Annotated in this window: 17 protein-coding genes and 1 pseudogene; 5 read left to right on the top strand and 13 right to left on the bottom strand. The window is 63.6% G+C overall.

Translation table 11 applies throughout. The features are described 5' to 3' along the window. The 4 genes from EYW47_RS27640 to EYW47_RS27625 all read left to right on the top strand — a co-directional run. Nucleotides 1–1153, top strand: a 1153-nt coding sequence (locus EYW47_RS27640; RefSeq protein WP_133198017.1) for a type VI secretion system Vgr family protein, incomplete at its 5' end; no start/stop codon positions are given. Then, complete coding sequence (locus EYW47_RS27635) at nt 1150–2364, top strand: hypothetical protein (protein WP_133198016.1); 1215 nt, start codon at nt 1150–1152, stop codon at nt 2362–2364. The genes EYW47_RS27640 and EYW47_RS27635, both read left to right, overlap by 4 nt. 1 nt (nt 2365) lies before the next feature. After that, the gene (locus EYW47_RS27630) at nt 2366–3031 is read left to right on the top strand and encodes a hypothetical protein (protein ID WP_133198015.1); all 666 of its coding nucleotides are present in this window, start codon (nt 2366–2368) and stop codon (nt 3029–3031) included. After that, nucleotides 3028–4821, top strand: coding sequence for a hypothetical protein (locus tag EYW47_RS27625; RefSeq protein WP_133198014.1), 1794 nt, complete (start codon nt 3028–3030; stop codon nt 4819–4821). The genes EYW47_RS27630 and EYW47_RS27625 overlap by 4 nt, the downstream gene beginning before the upstream one ends. 22 nt (nt 4822–4843) lie before the next feature. Here EYW47_RS27625 and EYW47_RS27620 read toward each other — a convergent pair whose 3' ends face one another. The 5 genes from EYW47_RS27620 to EYW47_RS27600 all read right to left on the bottom strand — a co-directional run bounded on the left by EYW47_RS27620 (nt 4844) and on the right by EYW47_RS27600 (nt 11067). Then, the gene (locus EYW47_RS27620) at nt 4844–6430 is read right to left on the bottom strand and encodes a Na+/H+ antiporter (RefSeq protein WP_133198013.1); all 1587 of its coding nucleotides are present in this window, start codon (nt 6428–6430) and stop codon (nt 4844–4846) included. Nucleotides 6431–6539: 109 nt separating this feature from the next. Further along, nucleotides 6540–7181 (bottom strand): DsbA family oxidoreductase, encoded by a 642-nt coding sequence (locus tag EYW47_RS27615; protein WP_133198012.1) that lies wholly within the window; start codon nt 7179–7181, stop codon nt 6540–6542. Between the two features lie 200 nt (nt 7182–7381). Continuing rightward, nucleotides 7382–8365, bottom strand: a complete 984-nt coding sequence (acuI, locus tag EYW47_RS27610) for an acrylyl-CoA reductase (NADPH) (RefSeq protein WP_133198011.1) — start codon at nt 8363–8365, stop codon at nt 7382–7384. A gap of 54 nt (nt 8366–8419) precedes the next feature. Then, nucleotides 8420–9058, bottom strand: a complete 639-nt coding sequence (acuR, locus tag EYW47_RS27605; RefSeq protein ID WP_133198010.1) for an acrylate utilization transcriptional regulator AcuR — start codon at nt 9056–9058, stop codon at nt 8420–8422. Between the two features lie 47 nt (nt 9059–9105). Continuing rightward, the gene (locus EYW47_RS27600) at nt 9106–11067 is read right to left on the bottom strand and encodes an SMP-30/gluconolactonase/LRE family protein (RefSeq protein ID WP_133198009.1); all 1962 of its coding nucleotides are present in this window, start codon (nt 11065–11067) and stop codon (nt 9106–9108) included. A gap of 520 nt (nt 11068–11587) precedes the next feature. Here EYW47_RS27600 and EYW47_RS27595 point away from each other — a divergent pair. Further along, on the top strand, nt 11588–11929 hold the full coding sequence (locus tag EYW47_RS27595; protein WP_240763944.1) for a hypothetical protein: 342 nt from the start codon (nt 11588–11590) through the stop codon (nt 11927–11929). A 63-nt stretch (nt 11930–11992) separates the two neighbouring features. Here the strand turns inward: EYW47_RS27595 and EYW47_RS27590 are convergent, their stop codons facing one another. The 8 genes and pseudogenes from EYW47_RS27590 to EYW47_RS42090 all read right to left on the bottom strand — a co-directional run. Beyond that, nucleotides 11993–12304: a DUF971 domain-containing protein gene (locus EYW47_RS27590; protein WP_133198007.1), complete on the bottom strand. Its 312-nt coding sequence runs from the start codon at nt 12302–12304 to the stop codon at nt 11993–11995. Then, a complete protein-coding gene (locus tag EYW47_RS27585; RefSeq protein WP_133198006.1) occupies nt 12301–13296 on the bottom strand; it encodes a HEAT repeat domain-containing protein in 996 nt (331 codons plus the stop codon). The genes EYW47_RS27590 and EYW47_RS27585 overlap by 4 nt, the downstream gene beginning before the upstream one ends. Before the next feature lie 69 nt (nt 13297–13365). After that, a complete protein-coding gene (locus EYW47_RS27580; RefSeq protein WP_028218191.1) occupies nt 13366–13611 on the bottom strand; it encodes a 4Fe-4S dicluster domain-containing protein in 246 nt (81 codons plus the stop codon). 47 nt (nt 13612–13658) lie between these two features. Next, complete coding sequence (locus EYW47_RS27575) at nt 13659–15404, bottom strand: fumarate reductase/succinate dehydrogenase flavoprotein subunit (protein ID WP_133198005.1); 1746 nt, start codon at nt 15402–15404, stop codon at nt 13659–13661. Next, nucleotides 15401–16183 (bottom strand): GntR family transcriptional regulator, encoded by a 783-nt coding sequence (locus EYW47_RS27570; RefSeq protein ID WP_133198004.1) that lies wholly within the window; start codon nt 16181–16183, stop codon nt 15401–15403. Before EYW47_RS27570 ends, EYW47_RS27575 begins: the two co-directional genes overlap by 4 nt. A 71-nt stretch (nt 16184–16254) precedes the next feature. After that, complete coding sequence (locus EYW47_RS27565) at nt 16255–17748, bottom strand: flavin-containing monooxygenase (RefSeq protein WP_133198003.1); 1494 nt, start codon at nt 17746–17748, stop codon at nt 16255–16257. Nucleotides 17749–17782: 34 nt separating this feature from the next. Continuing rightward, nucleotides 17783–18148, bottom strand: coding sequence for a thiamine pyrophosphate-binding protein (locus EYW47_RS27560; RefSeq protein WP_165976691.1), 366 nt, complete (start codon nt 18146–18148; stop codon nt 17783–17785). Nucleotides 18149–18797: 649 nt separating this feature from the next. Then, nucleotides 18798–19419: pseudogene (locus EYW47_RS42090) on the bottom strand (amino acid:proton symporter); the annotation flags it as partial.

Genomic DNA, 19419 nt, shown 5'->3' with positions numbered 1-19419 from the left:
GACCAACCATCTCGCGCTGGACGACACCGAGAACCGGCAGCAGGCCCAGCTCGCAAGCGACCATGCGAAATCGAGCCTGAGCTTGGGCTATATCACACGCATCGAGGGCAATGCGGGGCGTCAGGATGCCAGGGGCGAAGGCTTTGAGCTGCGCAGCGACAAGAACGGCGTACTCCGGGCGGCGCTTGGGCTGCTGCTGACGTCCTGGGGACGCGCTGGCGGGGCGGGCAAGGTCAAGGAACTGGCCGAAACCATCGCACGCCTTACCCAGGGACGTGATTTTCAGGAAAAGATGGGCGATGTTGCCCACAGGAACGGCGCACAGGATACGACAGGCCATCAACGCGACGTGGCGAAAGAGATCAAGGAAGCTAATGCAGCGCTTCGTGGCGATGGCGGCACGCCTTCTAATGACTTCCCCGAGTTCGAGAATCCGGATATTGCGATTTCAAGCGCGGCGAACCTGCATGCGACGGCAGAGGGGACGACTCACCTGGCGAGCGAAAGGCATACGGCGATCAGCGCGGGTGGAAATGTCGCCATTGCGTCTGCCCATTCGCTTCTTGTCTCCGTGTTCGAGAAGATCTCTCTCTACGCGCAGAAGGCAATCACGCTGATCACGCCTGGGCGGATTCGTATCGAGTCACGGACCGATGAGCTGGACTTGATCGCGCAAAAAGCCATCAGCATTCTGAGTGCACAGGATGAAATCCGCTTAACTGCAAGGTGCATTGTGCTGAATGGCGGCGGCACGCAGGTGACGCTCGGCTCCGATGGGATTCTCGGATATACGAACGGAAAATTCCTCGTTCACGCAGGGTCTCACGCGACGGACGACCCGAAGGACGTACCGGTTCAATCACCCATCACGGATATCGGGAAAGCGAAGGTCGTCGATCACTATGTATTACCGGATGACGGCTCAGGTTTCGCCATGGCGCAGCAACGCTACCGTATCAAGCTCGATGACGGACAGCTCATCGAAGGCATCTCCGGTGCACATGGGGAAACGTCACTGGCAATGGGCCAACGCATGCAGATCGCGGAACTTCAGCTATTGCGACCCGACGGCACGGTATTCGCGAATCACCAGCCCATGCTGACAAAGGCTGTAGATAGCGCTTTTAATTCTCAGGGAGATATGCAGGCATGAGCGGTGGACAGAATACGGAAGACAATGATTTCCACAAGGTGGGGCCCTATATTCTGAAAAAGGTCAGGCCTGGCCCAACCACCGCCGGAATAGAGCCGACCTATGCGCTGTGTACACCTGATCGATGGGGAATGCGCTACTCCGATGCCGACCCAGAGCGAAGGGCGCAACTCATGTATCCGGTTGCCCGCGACTATGCGAAGGCTATGCAGGCGGTCCTGCTCAACCAGATTCAGTGGGGCGATGCCTGGTTCGGACCTGCGGGTGCAGCTCCCGCACTCAAATTGAAATGGCCGATTGGCGAGACTCAGACAATTCAGCTTTTTAAGTTGCTCACTCCCGTCATGACTGACGCATTAACCAGTCACACCGGGGGCTTTGGCATTCCCGCTGACGTGGTGCCGCCGATTGCCGCCTATACGCCGGGAAATTCATCCGAGCATGGGGCCTTCGCGCCGAGTAGCTGGCTCATGCTGCTGAATCTCTCCACACTGGAACCCCTGTTCCGCATCGGTAATGCGGCAAAACCATCAGATCCGGTAACACGCAACGCACAGCTCAAACAACTCCGAGAATTTGCCGATACGATCTACCATGAATCGCGTCACTGTCAGCAGAATTTCTGGGTCTTTGCGCTGGTTCAGCAGTTCCCGGGCAATTTCGAAGAGATTCCCAATATTGCGAAATGGCCTGCGGTCATGGCTATATCGGGAGATAGATCGCCGAGTTCGCTGCAGCGGATCGTAAGTCTGGCAGCAAGCAGTCCCTTACCCACCGAAACAGCGCCCCTCATCAGCCTGAAGCGCATGGCAGTGGGCCTGTATCTGTCTACCCTGAATTTGTGGCGCAAGGCGGGATACTGCCCGCCCTATGCGCCGGACAAAATAGCGATGGAGGCCGAATATCAGCGTGCGCGCACGGCAGCGCGTGACCTTTTACAGCATGTGGGTCTCGGAGGAACAGCAATTGATGTTGATGCAATGGTGGAAGAACCGAACCGGTGTCGCGTCGATTACACCGCAAGACCATGGGAGAACGACGCCTTCTTCTGCGGGGAAATGGCAACCAACTACTGGAATGCGGGTCTGGGCCTGCTGCTCAAAACGTATCCTGAGGACCGGTGTAGCAGCGCTTATGAGCTGGCTTACGCTGCAAGCAAGCTCACTGGGTCTCACGGCAATCCCGCAGGCAGCACGAGCGGAGGACAGTAAGATGGAAGCCATCCAGCAAAATCAGATGACGGCAGCGCAGCAGGAATCTGTACTGAGATACACCGATATCGGCCTCAAATGGGTCGCGGGCGAAATGTCGTTTGATGACGTGATTCAGAGTATTGGTAATCCAAAGCTACATTATGAAAATTCAATTAAAGCTGAATATTACTGGTTTCCGGAAGATGTCATGACCGTTACTTTTGTTTTCGAGAAACCAAACCTCATCAATGGTGAACCACGTGTCAGCGAGTTCGGCATCCGGATCACTGACAGTTTGCACACCAATATCCCTTGGGAACGTTTCGAGAGTCTGGGGATGAAGCCTATCCGACGCGGCGACAAGTTCGAAGATGGCCGGACCGCGAAAGGCGAATTCTTCTATCCGATTGGCATTATCGATGCATTAGGTGGCCTTCCGAAGAATCTCGTTGAACTCATCTTTCACGTTCCAGTACGGAAGGATTCGCCGTTCTGGGCAGGCGCAACACTTGATTATCTCGGTGAGTGGATCAGCTATCCCCCGGTGGAGAGCAATTTCCGCCATACCGGTGACGTACGCAACATTGGTATTGGCCGTAGCGACCTGACACCCGAAGATATCCAGCAGCGCTACCACGCTAGCGGCCTGAAGTACGACGAGCAGAAACAGGAGGCCGCCAAATGAACCAGCGCTTCGAACATACGATTTCGCAGATCGATCATGCCGCATCGGTCTCGGGCCGTGAGAAGACGCTTCGCCGTGCGGGCAACGCCAGGCCTGGCACATACGATCGGCGAATCCCTTCAACCAGGGGCGCCAGGCCCAGGGGCAAGCGGTCCCGAACATGGACGAAAGCCGACCTTGCGCTGCTCGGAACGATGCCTGACGCCGAAGTCGCACAGCGTATTGGTTCGAACGCCGCGACCGTCAATCGAAAGCGGCTCGAACTCGGGATTCCATCAATACGCGTATGCGTGCATCGCGAATGGACCGCGGACATTCTCGCCATGCTCGGCAAGTATCGCGACCGCGAGATTGCGGAGCGCTTCGGCATACCGCAGTCGACTATCGGCGCGAAGCGCCGCAAATTGCGCATCCCGTCAGTACGCGATGTGACAGGTCCTCGTAGCGCCTGGACAGCCGATGCGCTTGCACTGCTTGGAACGATGCCCGACGCCGAAGTCGCGCAACGCCTCGGCGTTTGTCTGCAGACTGTTTTCAACGCGCGAAAGAGTCATGGCATTCCATCGGCGCTCAAACAGGGCCACCTGAAGACTCAGTGGACAGACTGGCACATTGCACTTCTCGGTATGAAGCCGGATGAAACCATCGCACAGCAGATCGGCGCCTCGCCGTTTGCTGTCTGGAAAAAGCGGCGCGAACTCGGTATTCCGTCGTACCGCGAGCGAATGTCGAAGAAGCTCATGGGAAACAAGGAATCCGTGACATGCTTCGGTCAGTTTGTCGAGCAACTCGCCGCGCCTTCGAAAGGCCTTCCCAGTCTATGCGCGAATATAAGCGCGCGAAGATACGGACCAGGCATCAATGAGGTTCGGACGCGTCACGTATGGACAGACAACGAGATCGCCTTGCTCGGGACAATGTCCGATGCAAAAGTGGCGAGGAAAATGGGTGTGACCGTTATCACCGTACAGAAAAAACGTCAGGTGCTCGGCATTGCATCAACACGCGTACAACACATATGGACTGCTGACGAGGTCGCATTGCTTGGCGTGGTCTCCGATGCGGAAGTGGCGAGCCGCACAGGCTTGACGACGAACGCAGTCAACGTGAAACGTCGCGAATTGGGCATTCCATCTGCGCGCGCACAGGGCAATGCAGGTTGTCACAAGTGGACCCCGAACCATCTTGCCTTGCTTGGAACGTTGCCTGATGAGGAGGTAGCGAGACAGATTGGATTGAGCGCCTGGTCAGTCGCCATGAAGCGGCGCAGCCTGCGGATCGCAGCGGTTCGCTTGCCGGGCGACACCTGGAGCGATAAGGATATCGCCTTGCTTGGAACCATGCCCGATGCCGAGGTGGCACGAACGCTCGGTGTATCGGATTATGTCGCCCGCGCAAAACGATGCGCGCTTGGCATCGCGTCTACGCGTGCGTCTCGCAAGTGGAGCGACGGGGAAGTCGCTCTGCTCGGCACGATGACCGACGCAGAAGTTGCGGCCCGTATCGGCCTGTCTAAAACTGCTGTTCACAAAAAGCGGCAGGAGCTTGGCATTGCCCGCGCGCAGCATGCGTGGTCGGACGAGACAATGGTGTTGCTCGGAACCATGTCCGATGCAGAGATTGCCAAACGGGTGGGGTGCTGTATCAAGTCCGTCAATAATCTGCGGCGCGGTCTCGGCATCCCATCCATAAAGGCTGGTGGTATCAAGGGGAAATCGCGCAAGGTGCGCTATGTCGTATCCGGAAAGACGGCCATGCCGATAGATGGTCATTGGGGACTTGCGGCGTGACCTCAATGTTGCGCTAGCAAGGTCACCCCCGCGAATGCTGCGCACCCACCTCTTCGAGATCGAGATCACGCTCGACCCTGTGCAGCATCTCATCGTTGATGCTGCCGGCCCGATGCAGCCGCAAGACTTCCACACGGCCCGCGTGCACGGCGGCGAGCACAACGTCGTAATGGGCAGTGCGGATGTCGCCCGGCAAGCTCGTAGCGCTTTCGAACGAGCGCGAGAGCCTGAGCCGATAGGTGTACTGCTCCAGCAGGCGCGGGTGGATCACGCTGCCGTCCGGCGCGTGCACGAGCGGCTGAATGGCTTCGAACTGCACCTCGAAGAGCCGTGCCCACACTTGCGGCTCGGTGAGATAGCCGGCCGCTGCCTCGGCGTCCTGCAGCGGCCTCACGAGGCGAATCAGCGGCCCGATGGTGAGGCCCTGCAGCAGCACCGTGAAGAGGATCACGGCGAACGCCGCGAACAGGATGAGGTCGCGCCCGGGCAGGGCGGCGGGCAGCGTGAGCGCGATCGCGAGCGTGACCACGCCGCGCATGCCCGCCCAGCTCACCACCGCAGCCGAGCGGAAATCGGCGCACTGTACGCGGCGCGGCGCGAGGCGATGTGCGACCAGGCGTATCGTTTCGAGCCCGAAGGCCCACACGCAGCGCGAAAGCACGACCGCCGCGACGACGGCGAGCGCGGCCGGGCCGAGTTGCGCGATGGCCTCGCCCGCGCCGCCGAGCCGGTAGATCACGCCGCGCAGCGAGAGCCCGATCAGCACGAACACCAGCGCTTCCAGCACGAATACGAGCACCTGCCAGAACGCCGTGCCGCGCATGCGCACGCGCGCGGAGAAGACCTCGTGCTGATGCCAGCCCAGATACATGCCGCAGGTGACGGTGGCGATCACGCTCGACACGCCGGCCATCTCGCCCGCGATATAGCTGAACCACGCGGCGCTCACGGCGGTGGTGATGATCAGATAGTCGTCGTCGAGCAGGCGCAGCAGGGTGATCGTGAGGTAGCCCACGCACCAGCCCACGGCGATGCCGCCGAGCGCGAGGCCCGAGAAGCTCAGCAAGGCGCCCGACTTGCTGAACGCGCCCGTGAGCGCGGCGGCCACGGCGAGGCGGAACAGCACGAGGCCCGCTGCGTCGTTGAGCAGGCTTTCGCCTTCGAGCAGGACCATGAGGCGGCGCGGCAGCGCGAGCCGCTCGAGCACGGCGCGCGCGGCCACGGCGTCGGGCGGCGAGACCACCGCGCCCAGCGCGAAGCACACGGCCCACGGCAGCGAGGGCGCCACCCAATGCGCGACGAGGCCGACGGCCCAGGTCGTGAACGCCACGGCGCCAATCGCGTACAGCAGGATGGGCGTGATATGGCGTTTGAAGTCGGCCCAGACGAAGAAATAGGCGCCGTCCATCAGGAGCGGCGGCAGGAACACGATCAGGACGAGATCGGGGTCGATGACGACGGGCGGCAGGCCCGGCGCGAATGCCATGGCCGCGCCGCCCACCAGCAGCGCGGCGGCGGGCGGCAGGCGCAGCCGCTTGGCGAGCAGTTCCAGCGCGACGATGGCGAAGAGCGAAAGCAGAACGAGCTTGAACGCCGACACTGCCGACATGGTGGCTCCACTGAGATGCCGGATCGATGCAATGCGTCGGCGGGGGCGGCTGGTGCAATCGCCGCCCCCGCCGCCTGTGCCGCCTCAATCACCCGCACGAGGCGCGGTTTCAGCCCTCGGCAAGAATCTGCTTGATGGCGTTCTCGAACGTTTCGACGGGTTGGCCGCCGCTCACCAGATACTTCTGATTGAAGACGATGGCCGGCACCGACTGGATGCCCATGGCCTGCGCGTGCTGTTCTTCCGCGCGCACTTCGTCGGCATAGGCGCCGCTTGCCAGCACGTTGCGCGCCTGATCCGCATCCAGTCCCACCGATTGCGCGGCCTGAATCAGCATGTCGTGGTCGCTCGTGTCCTTGCCTTCGCCGTGATAGGCGCGCAGCAGCGCGAGCTTGAGCGGCAGCTGCTTGCCTTCGAGGCCCGCCCAGTGCAGCAGGCGATGGGCGTCGAAGGTGTTATAGATGCGCGTGCGCGGCCCGAACGTGAAGCCCACGCTCGCACCGCGCTCGCGGATTGCTTCTTGCGTCTCTGCAATCTGCTCCGGCGTGCGGTCGTATTTCTTGCCGAGATAGTCGACGATGGTCTCGCCGCCGGGCCCCATGTCCGGATTCAGTTCGAACGGGTGGACGGCGATGGTCGCGTCGACGCTGTCGTCGAGGTTCTTCAGCGCCTGCTGCAGCGAGGAAAGGCCGATCGCGCACCAGGGGCACGCGATATCGGAGACGAAATCGATTTGAAGCGCTTGTTTCATGGCTTTTCCGGTGAAGTGAGGGGGCTGGTGGCGCATCGGCAGCGGCGATGCGGCTCACACCAGCGGGCACACGGAATTCTCGCACGGCTCGCCAAGCGGGAGCGTGGCCGCGCTCACCCCCCAGTGGAGCTCACGCGCCCGCTCCACCGCGAAACCGCCGCGGCGGCTGCCGCTTCGCGCGAGGGTCTGGCGAAAAGCGCCTAGCTGTTCACATCCACGACGAGCCTTCCACGCACGCGTCCTTCGAGCAGGTCGCTCGCGGCCGGAATCGCTTCGGCAAGTCCGATCTCGCGCGTGATCGTGTCGAGCGCGCTCAGATCGAGCGTGCCGGCCAGCGCTTGCCAGGCTTGCTGGCGCTCGGCGAAGGGGCGCGTGACGCTATTGACGCCAATGAGGCTCACGCCGCGCAGGATGAACGGCGCGACCGTGGCGGGCAAGTCCATGCCTTGCGCGAGGCCGCAGGCCGCCACGGCGCCGTCGGCGCGCAGGCTCGCGCAGACGTTCGCCAGCGTGTGGCCGCCGACCGAGTCGATGGCCGCCGCCCAGCGCTCTTTTTGCAGCGGCTTGCCCGGTTCGGCGAGCGTTGCACGGTCGATGACCTCGGCGGCGCCGAGCTGCTCCAGATACGCTGCTTGCTCGCGCCTGCCGGTCGATGCCACGACGCGATAGCCGCGCCGTGCCAGCAGCGCAATCGCGAAACTGCCGACGCCGCCGCTCGCGCCAGTCACGAGCACGTCGCCGTGACCGGGACCGATGCCGTAGCGCTCGAGCGCGAGCACGCAGAGCATCGCGGTATAGCCCGCGGTGCCGACAGCCATGGTCTGCCGTGCGCTCAAGCCCGGCGGCAGCGGAATCAGCCAGTCGCCTTTTACGCGGGCCTTTTGCGCGAGGCCCCCCCAATGCTGCTCGCCCACGCCCCAGCCGTTGAGCACGACCGCGTCGCCCGCGGCGTAGCGCGGGTCCGCGCTCTGGACGACCGTGCCGGCGAAATCGATGCCCGGCACCATGGGAAAGCTGCGCACGACCGGCCCCTTGCCGGTGATCGCGAGACCGTCCTTGTAGTTGAGCGTGCTGTATTGCACGTCGACGAGCACCTCGCCGTCGGGCAGGCGCGCTTCGTCGAGCTCGGCAATGCGTGCCGAATATGATCCGGATTCCTTATCAACCAGAATGGCTTTGAACATGAGTGCCTCGTTGATGAAACGAAAGGGAAACGGGAGCCGGGCAGGGCGCTTTGACTACTGCGTGAAATTCAGCCCGGCGATGAAACCTCGGAAGAACGTGTCGAGCGGCGCGCTGTCTCGCACCAGCCGCGCGCGCAACACGGCGCCTTCCCAGCCGATCCAGAAGAACGCCGCTAGCGCGTCGAGATCGGCCTGCTTCGAGATGGCGCCTTCGCGCCGCGCATCGCGCAGGCACGCGACCACGCGCGCCTGCCAGCCTTGCAGGATGCTTTCGAGGCGCTCGCGGAAGTCTTCGGGGAGCACATCGACCTCCACGCCGAGGTTGCCGACGAGGCAGCCGCGCGTGTAGCCATGGCGCGCCATGCCGGCCCTGGCGTCTTCGACGAACGCGCCGAGCCGCTCCAGCGCGGGACGCGTCTCGTCGAGGAGCCAGCGGTCGAGCTTCGCGCAGAAGTAGGCGTCGTACGCGGCCATCAGCTCGCGGCCAAACGCCTCCTTGCTCTCGAAGTAGTGATAGAACGAGCCCTTCGGAATGCTCACGCGCTTGAGCACGGCGTCGAGCCCGGTGGCCGCGAAGCTCTGCCCGGTGAGCATTTCCAGGCCCGCGCGAAGCAGCAAGGCACGCGTGTCGGCGTGAGCGCGCGGGTCTTTTGGGGGTCTGCCGCGGCGCGGCTTTACGGTCGGAGCGTCCATGAACGCGATATTAGACCGATCGTCTCGAAAATTCAACACTCCCGCATTCAAGGGGTCCAGCGCTGCACGACTACGCTGCTGCCGTTGTAATTGTCCTTCGTGATCACGTACTGCCCGTTCGAGGTCAAATACGCGCGCAGGCCGTACATCGAGTCCACGTCGTTGCCCACGTCCACCGTGCCGGGGCTCGCATTGATCAGCGTGGTGACCTGCTGGCCCGTCGTGAGATCGAACACATCGATATTCGGCACCGTATGCACGTAGCCGACGAACAGATAATTGCCCGCCGCCGTGATCGACTTCGGATTGGCGCTGGTGAGGTTGATGACCGCATTCGGCGTGCGGTTGCCGCTGTTGCCGCTGTTGTCGCGGTTTCCTGATAACCAGCCGTGATACACCTCGATATGGCCGTTCATGGCGGTCCAGTCCCAGCTCCCGGCCAGCCCTTGGGCGAGGATCATCGTGTCGCTTTCGGGCAGATAGACGATGCGCGTGATCGGCCGCGCGCTTTGCGGCGTCGAAACGGTGATGGGCGGTCCCCATGAGGGCTTGCCGTTGCCATCGAAGCCGGTGAGCGGGTAGTGATAGATGTGGTTCGTGCGGTCGAGGCCGGCCCACACGTCGCCCTTGCTGTCGATGCAGAAGCCGCCCGTGACCGCGGTCGAGGTATTGAACAGGGCGCCGGGCAGCGCGCCGTCGGGAATGGCGATGTAGCCGCTCGCGGGATTGAAGTGGAAGAAGTAGAAGACGGCGGGGTTCTGGCCCGACGCCACGAGGATGCGGTTGCCGCCCACGGAGACGAGCTGGCCGAAGTGCTCGTCGCGCTGCGTGTCGTTCATGTTCAGGCGCGGGTCGCTCGGGTAGGTGAACGGATCCACCGTGTTGGCGACGAAGGTGCCGCCCGCCGTGCCCGTGAAGATATCGGTGCCGCTGTAGAACAGCGTGGCGTCGGTGGCCGGATCGGGCGCGGCCACGCCCTCGAAGTTCAGCGCCTGGAGCTTCCAGAGCAGATTGCCGTTGGGATCGTAGGCGTGAATGTCGGTGCCGCCATTGCGGCCCAGGTCCCAGGCGCCTCCCCATGGGTTGTTGAGCACGTAGAGGTTGCCGGACGTGTCCTTGCCGATGCCCGTGATGCGCGTGAAGCGTTGCGCGCCCACCTGGCCTTTGGTGCCGCTCGTGGTGTTCAGGTAGCCGCCCTGCACGCCGAAGGTGCCCGTGAGCGTGGGCGTGCCCGCGAGGCTGTAGAGCTTGATGTTCATGTCGGGGCCTTCGTCGCCGACCATGAGCAGTCCTGTGGATGTGTCGAAGTAGAGCGCGGAGGGCTGCGACCCCGCGGGCATCTGTATCGTCTGCAACGGCGCGCCCGCGGGGCTGAATCCGGTGATGGCGCCCGCGCTCTTTTGCGCGACCCAGACGTTGCCTGAGCTGTCGAGCGCGAGGGCGCCCGGGCTCGCGATGGCGATGTCGCGCTGCCATGCGCCGTCGGTCGTGAAGACGCGCACGCGGTTGCCGTAGAAGTCGCTGGCGTAGAGCAGCGAGTTTTGCGTGGCGAGGCCCGTGATGGCGTCGGCGCGGCTGACCGCCTTCCATGTGCTCACGTTGATGGTGAGATCGCGCTGGCCGCTCGCGCGGTTGTAGCGGCCCACCGTGCCGCTGCCATAGGCGGTGCCTGCCTGCATGGCGGCAAAAACCGAGGTGAGGTTGCCGGTAATGGCACCGCCCTGGAATTCATTGTGCAGGCCGATCGAGCCGAGACTCTTGCCGTTCTGATAGATCGCCATGCCGCCCTCGTTCTCGTCCCAGAACGAGGCTGTGTAGATGACGCCCTCGGGCGCGACCCACATCGAGCGCGCGCCGTTGCCTACGTGGGCCGCAAGTGTTCCGTAGGTGTTGGCGAGCCAGTCGGTGGTGTATTGCTGTGCCTGTGCGGCAGGCGAAAGCGCCGCGATGGGCGTGGCGAAAATCGCGCTCAACAGCAGGGCGCGCAGACGCTTGTTGTTCTTGTTCATGGAAAAAACTCCTGATGCGGTGAGGCTCAATAGCGTCGAGGGTCGAGGCTTGCGGCGCGGGACGTCGTGTAATGCGTGATGCATGTTGCGTGTCGAAATTGGCGGCTACGGTTGATGTTTATGAATGTTTGTGTCGTTTGTTTTAATCGTCGTCTGGATTCTCGTTTTCAATTCAATTGAGCTGGCGGCGGGGCAGCAGCAATTGTCGTGCCCGGGGCGGCGGCGCCAGGCAAGCGCTTCCGTCGAGTTTTTTTAATGCCCAGTGCTTATTAACGGGATCTAATTCATTGCGCATGCGGTGGATTTTTTATTGCATTTCGCTTGCGCGCAGATTTCGCCGGGTGCCGGCTTTCAAGTGTCAGCCGGTTCGCCCGTGGCTCGAGGCCGACGGAATTTTTTGCGTAATGAAATGACATCAGAATGATGCGGCGGAGCGAGCGATTTCGATGCAGAATGCTTGTTTTTGGCAGGTCCGACCTTAGCTATGGGGTCTATGTCTGGAAACAGGGACAGCAAGCCAGTGAAAACGGAATTCGTCGAAGCGAGCAGTGCCCGCCCGGACCTGCTCTGCTACCTTGTGGCCATTGCCGCGTCGTCTTACGCGTTGACGCAGGAGTGGCGCGTCGATCATGTCGTCTCGTGCTGCCGCGAATGGCTGCAAAAGGACGGCTTGACGATGCATTGGCTCGATCGCGTGCGCCTCGGCCAGCTTGCGCTCAAGATCGCAAGCCACGATCTGCTCGGTGCGGGCATTGCCGTACGCCTGTCCAGCGTCTCGGCGCTATTTACGAGCGAAATGGAACTCAACGAGGCGTCGACCATGGTGCAGCGCATGATGTCGTTGTGTCACGACGCGCTGTAAAGACGTCGTAATCGCTTCGTTTGCGCATTGCATGCATGAAGCGGTGCCACGATGCGGTTCGTATCACGCCGCTGGCGGTGCGAACCGTTCGAGCCATGCCCACGGAAAGATGCCCCGGTCGTGGCCGTCGCTGAAGACGAGTTGCACGCCATAGCCCATCGGCACCATGGCGCTCAGCGTGAGATCGTCATGCGAAGTGTCGGCAGGTAAATCGCTCACGGACCCACTCATGTGCCCACCCAGGCGCGCGCGGCGGCAGCCCGCGCAGGGGCACGCGCGCCGCAGGCTCGCGAGCGGCAGGCGCTGGCGCTCGCCGCCTGGCCATACGAGGGTGAGCGCGCCAGATTCACTGTGAATTTCGATGGGCACGTTCATGGCGCTCCGCCTTCGAGCCGCTCGCCGAGTTGCTGCAGGGCGATGCGCACGGCCTTGCGCACTTCCGGGTCGCGGTCGTCGAGTGCCGCGCGCAACGGCGCGAGACTCGCTGCCGATGGCAACTCGCCCAGCACGAGCGCCGCCTCCTTGCGCAAGTTGCTGATCGGATGCGCGAGCAGCGTGCTCACGGCGGTTGCGGCGTGTGCGTCGCCGAGGCGGCCGAGCGCGCGTGCCGCGCGCAGGCGCACCTGCCAGTAATCGTCGGCGAGCGCGTGGATGAGCGCATCGCGTGCGGCGCTCGTGCGCAGCTTGCCGAGCGTGGTCGCGGCTTCTTCGCGCACCTGCCAGTCGGCGTCGGTGAGCGCATGCAGCAGTGCCACGCCGGCATGCGCGTCGTCCGCGGCGGCGAAGCCGAGCGCGCCCGCCGCGGCGCGACGTACCGCGTCATGCGCATCCTCGGTGGCGAGGGCCGACAGCGGCGCCACGGCGCGCGCATCCTTGAGCCAGCCGAGCACGGCCACGGCTTCGAGGCGCACTTCGGTATCGGCGTCGGCGAGCGCGGCCAGCGCGGGCTCGAAGGCCGCCGCGTCGCGCAATTCGCGCAGGCTGCGCAACGCCGCGCGCCGCACGAACGGCTCGGGCCGCGCCGCCCAGCGCCGCAGCACGCGCGCCGAACCTGGCTCCTTGAGTTCCGCGAGTGACTGCTGGGCCGCTTCGCGTACGGCCGGCTCGGCGTCGAGCAGCGTGGCGCACAGCGCTTCCACCACGTCTTCCAGTTCCCATGAAGTCAGCACGAGCGCGGCCTCGCGGCGCACCTCGGGCGAGGGGTCGTCGCGCAGCGCCGCGACGAGTGGGGCGACGAATGCACCGTCTTCAAGATCGGCGAGATCGAGCACGGCGATGCGGCGCACGGTGGCGTCTGCGGCGGCGAGACGGGCGAGCGCGCCGGCGGCTTCGGGCGGCGCCGCGTTCAGGTAAGCGGAGTCTGTCATGGCTAAATGTCGATATGGAATCCGAAATGATTGAGCGCGATGGCGCGCACGGATTGCGTCGTCCCGCTGCTAACGCAGCAGATACGGAATCTCGACCTTCACGGCGCCGGTCGGGCAGTCGCGCTCGCAGGGCATGCAATACCAGCATTCGTCGAATTGCATATACGCCTTGCCCTTCGTCACGTCGATCGCGAGCAGGTCCAGCGGGCAGACATCGACGCACACCGTGCAGCCCTTGTCGGCAATGCAGCGCGCTTCGTCGATGGTGACCGGTGCGCTGCTGCGCTGGAAGATTTCGTGGGGCGTGTAAGACATGATGTTTTCCTCGTGGCGTTCGTCCATGAATTCGCGCGAGCGTGGGCTCAAAGCGCCTCCGCCGGTTCGCTCGCGTGCTCGCGCTGGATGCGCATGCGCTCGTAGGCGCCCAGCTCCGCCGCGCTCACCGGCACGACGTAAGGTGCAATGGCGCGCTTCTCGCATCGCATGCCGCCGCGTGCGTCCTTGCGCAGATCCGTGTGGCAGAACCAGTTGGCGTCGTCGCGCTGCGGATAGTCGACGCGGTGGTGATAGAGCCCCCAACGGCTCTCGGTGCGAAACAGCGATGCGCGCGCGGCCATTTCCGCGCAGTCGCGAATCGCGCGCACTTCGGCCGCGCGCATGAGCTCGTGCGGGTTGTTGGCCTTGATCGCACCGATGTCCTCGGCGATCTCGTCGAAGCGTTGCAGGCCGATCTCCATCTTGCGCGTGACCTTGGGCGGCTGCAGATAGTCGTTCACCATGCGCCGCAGCTTGTATTCGACCTGAGCGGGCGAGAGGCCGTGCGTGCGCTCGAGCGGCGCGTGAATGCGCGCGCGCTCGGCGTCGATCTGCGCGTGGTCGAGCGGCGCGTGCTCGCGCTCGGCCACATAGCTGGCGGCGTCCTCGCCCGCGAACCAGCCATAGGTGAACGCGCCGAGCATGTAGTTGTGCGGCACGGCGGCCATGTCGCCCGCGGCGTAGAGGCCGCGCACGGTGGTTCGCGCGCGTGAATCGACATATACGCCCGACGCGCTGTGCCCGCTGCAAAAGCCGATTTCGGAAATATGCATCTCGACCATCTGCGTGCGGTAGTCGGTGCCGCGTCCTGCGTGGAAGCGTCCGCGGCTCGGGCGCTCGTTGGTGTGCAGAATCTGCTCGATGGTCTGGATGGTTTCCTCGGCGAGGTGGTCGAGCTTCAGGAACACGGGGCCGTTGCCGCTTTGCAGTTCCCGATAGAACTCCCACATCATCTGGCCGCTCCAGTAATCGCATTCGATGAAGCGCTCGCCCTTGCCGTTCGCCGTGAAGCCGCCGAGCGGGCCCGTCACGTAGGCGCAGGCCGGGCCGTTATAGTCCTTGATGAGCGGGTTGATCTGGAAGCACTCCAGATTCGTGAGCGCGGCCCCGGCGTGATACGCCATCGCATAGCCGTCGCCCGCGTTGGTGGGGTTCTCGTAGGTGCCCATCAGGTAGCCCGAGGCGGGCAGCCCCAGGCGCCCGGCTGCGCCGCAGCACAGGATCACGGCCTTGGCGCGCACTACCACGCATTGCGCCGTGCGGCAGTCGAAGCCCATGACGCCGCACGCGGCGCCCTGCGCGTCGGTGAGCACGCGCGTGGTCACGATGCGGTTGGTGATGGCCACGCGTGCGCGCTTGAGCTGGCGGTAGAGCACTTTCTTGATGTCGTGGCCTTCGGGCATGGGCAGCACGTAGGCGCCCATGTGATGGACTTTCTTCACCGCGTAGTCGCCGTTGCCGTCCTTTTCGAACTTCACGCCCCAGCGGTCGAGCTGCTCGATGGTCGTGAAGCTGTGCTTCGCATAGGCGTGCACGGCCTCCTGATCGACGATGCCGTCGTTGGCAATGGTGATCTCGCGCGTGTATTGCTCGGGCGTGGCGTGACCCGGAATCACGGCGTTGTTCAGGCCGTCCATGCCCATCGAAATCGCCCCGCTGCGCTTGACGTTGGCCTTTTCGAGCACCAGCACCTTGAGCGCGGGATTGCGCTCCTTCGCCTTGATGGCCGCCATGGGCCCGGCCGTGCCGCCGCCCACCACGACAATGTCGTATTCGAGTATTTCGGTGTTCATTGCGTTGTCCTCACGGAATCTTCGTCTATGTGCGCGGCTTTCTCGCGATCGATGCGCAGGCGGTACTGGAACGCGTCGCCGCGAAAGTAGAGGTATTCGTAGTCGATGGGCGTGCCGCGCGCGTCGTGCGTGGTGCGCTCGATGCGCAGCACCGGGCTGCCTTCCTGCACGCGCAGCGCGTCGGCGATCTCGTCGTCGGCGAGCATGGCGTCGATCGACACGTCGGCGTGGCCGAGCGCCACGCCGCAGTCGTTCTCCAGAATCAGGAAGATGTCGCGCGAGGCAAGGTCGGCGCCGGCCAGACGCTTGCCGAGCGCCTCGGGCACCCATGTGAGTTCGAGCGAGACGGGCTCGCGGTTGAGCAGGCGCACGCGGTGGATTTCGGCCACGCTCGCGCCTTCGGGAAGATCGAGTTTGTGCGCGACATGCCGGCTGGCCTTGACGATGCGAAAGGCCAGCAGCCGGTTGACGATCTCATGGCCCATCGACGACATGGCCTCCGCGAAGCCCTGCAGCGAGCTCACGTTCTGAAATGCCTTGGGCTTCGAAACGAAGGTGCCTTTGCCGTGCAAACGGAAGACGAGCCCTTCCTTCTGCAGGTCGCCGAGCGCCTGGCGCACGGTGATGCGGCTCACGTCGAACATCGCGCACAGCGCATGCTCGGAGGGCATCTGGCTGTGCGGCGCATAAGTGCCGTCGAGAATGCGCGCGCGCAGCGTCTCCTTGATCTGCGCGTAAAGCGGCTGTGGCGCGAGCGCGATGAGGTTCGTGTCAGGCATGATCCACTTGTTATGACAAGATGGATCGCAGTGTAATCAGCCCCCTCGCGGGGGCCAACGAAGCATTTCTGCTAACTATTTTCCGCGAGCGTGCGTTGCTTCTGTTCGAAGGCGGAAAGATCCGGGGCCGCCATGACGTCCCTGAAGCGGGCGTAGTTCCAGGGCCAGCTAGCGGGCACGCCTTCGGCGTCGAGGTACCAGCTCTTGCAACCCGACGCGAAAATCGTGTTTTTGGCGGCCGCAAGGCGGGCGGCTTCATAGGCATCGAGCGCGTCCTGCTTCACGGAGATTTCCGTGCACTCGCCGCTCTTCAGCAGATCGAGCAATTGCGCGATGTAGCCCCATTGCTTCTCGGCCACGTCGATCAGCGAGAAGTTGCCGACGGGGCTCGTCGGGCCGTTGATCATGAAGAGGTTCGGAAACTCGGGGAGGGCGATTGCCAGGTACGCGTGAGGCCGTTTGGCCCACACGTCGTCGAGGTGCCGGCCATCGCGTCCGGTGATCTGCATCGGCCGCATGAAGCGGTCTGCGTGGAATCCGGAGGCCAGCACCAGCACGTCGAGCTCGTGCACGGTGCCGTCGCGCGTGAGCACGCCTTCGTGGGTGACGGTCTCGATGCCTTCGGTCACCAGTTCGGCGTTCTCATGCTGGATCGCCTGATAGTAGTCCGGCGAGAAGATCAGGCGCTTGCAGGCCGCCCGATAGTTGGGGCGCAGCTTCTCGCGCAGCACGGGGTCGGGCACGCTGCGTTCGAGGTTCTCCTGCACGATCGCTTCGATGGTGGCGATTTCGGGCGAGGTCGCATCGGCCACGGCCGTGGTGAAGCGCTCCACGTTGGCGAGATAGGTCTCGTCGTTCTGCATGCGCTTGAGCAGCGCGGGATCGTCGCGAAACGCCTGCTTCTGCTCTTCCGTGAACGTGGGGTTTTCCACCGGCATGATCCATTGCGCGGTGCGCTGGAAGTGCTTGAGTTTCCCCGCACGGCTCGCCAGCGCCGACACCAGTTGCACGCCGGTCGAGCCGTTGCCGACGATGCCGATGCGCTTGCCGTCCAGCGGCACCGAATGATCCCAGCGCGCGCTGTGCAGCACGCGCCCGCCGAAGCTCTTCAGGCCGGGAATGTCCGGCATGCGCGGGTGGTGCAGCACGCCGGTGGCCGCGATGACCACGTCGGCCTCGTCGCGCAGGCCGCTGGCCGTTTCCAGGTGCCAGCGCCCGTCGACGAACGCGCAGCGGGTCACTTCCTGACCGAAGCGAATCAGTTCGTCAACCTTATATTTTCGGGTCGTGCTTTCGAAGTAGTCCTGCACTTCGGCGCCCGGCGGCAGTTGGCGGGTCCACTCGGAATTCGGCTCGAAAGAGTAGGTGTACGCGTGAGAGGGAACGTCGCAGGTCAGGCCCGGATAGGTGTTTTCGCGCCACGTGCCGCCTACGCGCTCGGCCTTTTCGTAGATCGTCACGTTGCGGTATCCGGCTTCGAGCAGCTTGATGCCGCTCAGGATGCCTGACATGCCCGCGCCGAGCACGACGACGCGCAGATCGGAGTTGGAGGTGTTTTTCGTCATGATTGTTGTGTGTCCTTGTGCAGGGTAATTTGAATCAGGATTGCGTCGACGAGAGCCGGAACTCGACGGCGCGGTCGTGCGTTCCGGATGTGCCGGCGCAATTGATCTTGTCGGTGCCCACGAGCCGGTTGGCGGTTTCCCGCACGACGGCGGGCAGAAACGATGCGGGAATCGCCTCGTAAAAGGCGTGCAGTATCGACCCGGAGAGGGCGGAGGGGCGTCGCGCCAATTCAACGGCGGCCTGCGGGTGCGCGTTGCGGTGAATGTCCGGGCGCACGCCGTGGCGGCACAAGGCGTCGTAGAGGCCGGGGTTGTGCTGGCTCGGGATGCCGAAGACGCACGAAACGTCCGCAGCCTTCAGCGCGTGGTAGACGGCATCGCCGCCGGTCATCGTCGCCATGGAAGCGTTCTGGTTTGGAGGAGCTTCCACGATGCCAGCGCGCGGCGGGACGGGCATCGGACAAATGGACTAGACGCGGGCAGGCGGCCTCACGCGTCTAGTCCGTTTGGACGATGGATGAGGCCGCGAAGGGCCGCGATGATGCCCCGACCAACCGGTCAAAGGGGACAGGAGAGCGCCGCACAGGCTGAAGAACGTTCAGACGCGTGCGGTGGATGGAATTCGATGGTGATGGACAACGGTGAGTGTCAAACTCAATGGGTTCGTGTCGAACTCCATTGTTTGTTCACAAAACCGCCTTTAGGATCTATGCGCGCCTCGCGCAGCAGCCGTATCGGTTGCGCGTGCTCGACGATACGGCAGAGCAGTTGACCGTGGGCTGTCTCGTGTTGAACGAGGACGGCCGTGCGCTGCTGAAAAACGCGCTGGCCGATTTCCGTAGGTGTGCTGATCGAATTGTTTCGCCTCACACGGGCTGAAGCCGGGCCCGCTCAGGCCATGAGGCGATGCGCTGGGAGGCAAGCTCACTGGCTGCCTCGGTGCGAAATCGGCGCCGCGTGCATCGCCAGCGGCGCCGATGACTGGCAACGGCGGGCGGCCAGTGCGTGAGCGCTTCGCGCGCCGCTCACTGGCCGCCCGATGAGGCGTATCAGGCCTCGGAGACGGAGGGCAGCGCTTCGAGCTCGGCGAGCTTTTCGCGTTCGTCCAGGTACTGCGAACGATAGCCCGAGTTCACGCCCCAGTAGTAGAAACCGAGCGAGAAGATCGCAACCACCAGCATGTCCCAGCCGTAGGGAATGACGTCGTGGCCGCCGAACTGCTTGCTGCCGATCAGCGACAGAACGGCCATGGTCGGCAGGTAGGCGCACAGCCACCATGCGGCCTTCAGGTCGCGGCCCCAGCCGGCCCAGCCTGCCTTGCCCTGGAAGTAGAAGTAGACCGGCAGCGCCACGATCATCAGCAGGATGATTTCGCCGGTCAGCGGCCACTTCGCCCAGTACAGGATCATCGAAGCGCACACGAACGCGAACGGCGCGATGACCTTCATGAACGGCACGGTGAGCGGACGCTCGAGGTCGGTTGCCGCGCGCTTGAGCGCCATGAGGCTGATCGGGCCGGTGAGGTACGAGATGACCGTCGCCACCGAGATCACGGCCGCGAGGGAGCTCCAGCCGCGGAAGAAGAACATGAAGATGAACGAGACGAGCAGGTTGAACCACATCGCCTGGCGCGGCACGCCGTAGAACGGATGCACGTTGCCGAACATCTTG

Source organism: Paraburkholderia silviterrae (genome assembly GCF_004353915.1).
GTDB classification, from domain to species: Bacteria; Pseudomonadota; Gammaproteobacteria; order Burkholderiales; family Burkholderiaceae; genus Paraburkholderia; species Paraburkholderia silviterrae.
This window is presented reverse-complemented; position numbering and strand designations above follow the sequence as displayed.

What these genes read in the sequence shown, in the direction of transcription:
- EYW47_RS27560 (WP_165976691.1), bottom strand. Translation starts at nt 18,148, where the DNA reads ATGGCGACGATGACCGGCGGCGATGCCGTCTACCACGCGCTGAAGGCT.
- EYW47_RS27620 (WP_133198013.1), bottom strand. Translation starts at nt 6,430, where the DNA reads ATGTCGGCAGTGTCGGCGTTCAAGCTCGTTCTGCTTTCGCTCTTCGCC.
- EYW47_RS27565 (WP_133198003.1), bottom strand. Translation starts at nt 17,748, where the DNA reads ATGACGAAAAACACCTCCAACTCCGATCTGCGCGTCGTCGTGCTCGGC.
- EYW47_RS27600 (WP_133198009.1), bottom strand. Translation starts at nt 11,067, where the DNA reads ATGAACAAGAACAACAAGCGTCTGCGCGCCCTGCTGTTGAGCGCGATT.
- acuI (WP_133198011.1), bottom strand. Translation starts at nt 8,365, where the DNA reads ATGTTCAAAGCCATTCTGGTTGATAAGGAATCCGGATCATATTCGGCA.
- EYW47_RS27630 (WP_133198015.1), top strand. Translation starts at nt 2,366, where the DNA reads ATGGAAGCCATCCAGCAAAATCAGATGACGGCAGCGCAGCAGGAATCT.
- EYW47_RS27570 (WP_133198004.1), bottom strand. Translation starts at nt 16,183, where the DNA reads ATGCCTGACACGAACCTCATCGCGCTCGCGCCACAGCCGCTTTACGCG.
- EYW47_RS27635 (WP_133198016.1), top strand. Translation starts at nt 1,150, where the DNA reads ATGAGCGGTGGACAGAATACGGAAGACAATGATTTCCACAAGGTGGGG.
- acuR (WP_133198010.1), bottom strand. Translation starts at nt 9,058, where the DNA reads ATGGACGCTCCGACCGTAAAGCCGCGCCGCGGCAGACCCCCAAAAGAC.
- EYW47_RS27615 (WP_133198012.1), bottom strand. Translation starts at nt 7,181, where the DNA reads ATGAAACAAGCGCTTCAAATCGATTTCGTCTCCGATATCGCGTGCCCC.
- EYW47_RS27625 (WP_133198014.1), top strand. Translation starts at nt 3,028, where the DNA reads ATGAACCAGCGCTTCGAACATACGATTTCGCAGATCGATCATGCCGCA.
- EYW47_RS27575 (WP_133198005.1), bottom strand. Translation starts at nt 15,404, where the DNA reads ATGAACACCGAAATACTCGAATACGACATTGTCGTGGTGGGCGGCGGC.
- EYW47_RS27580 (WP_028218191.1), bottom strand. Translation starts at nt 13,611, where the DNA reads ATGTCTTACACGCCCCACGAAATCTTCCAGCGCAGCAGCGCACCGGTC.
- EYW47_RS27585 (WP_133198006.1), bottom strand. Translation starts at nt 13,296, where the DNA reads ATGACAGACTCCGCTTACCTGAACGCGGCGCCGCCCGAAGCCGCCGGC.
- EYW47_RS27590 (WP_133198007.1), bottom strand. Translation starts at nt 12,304, where the DNA reads ATGAACGTGCCCATCGAAATTCACAGTGAATCTGGCGCGCTCACCCTC.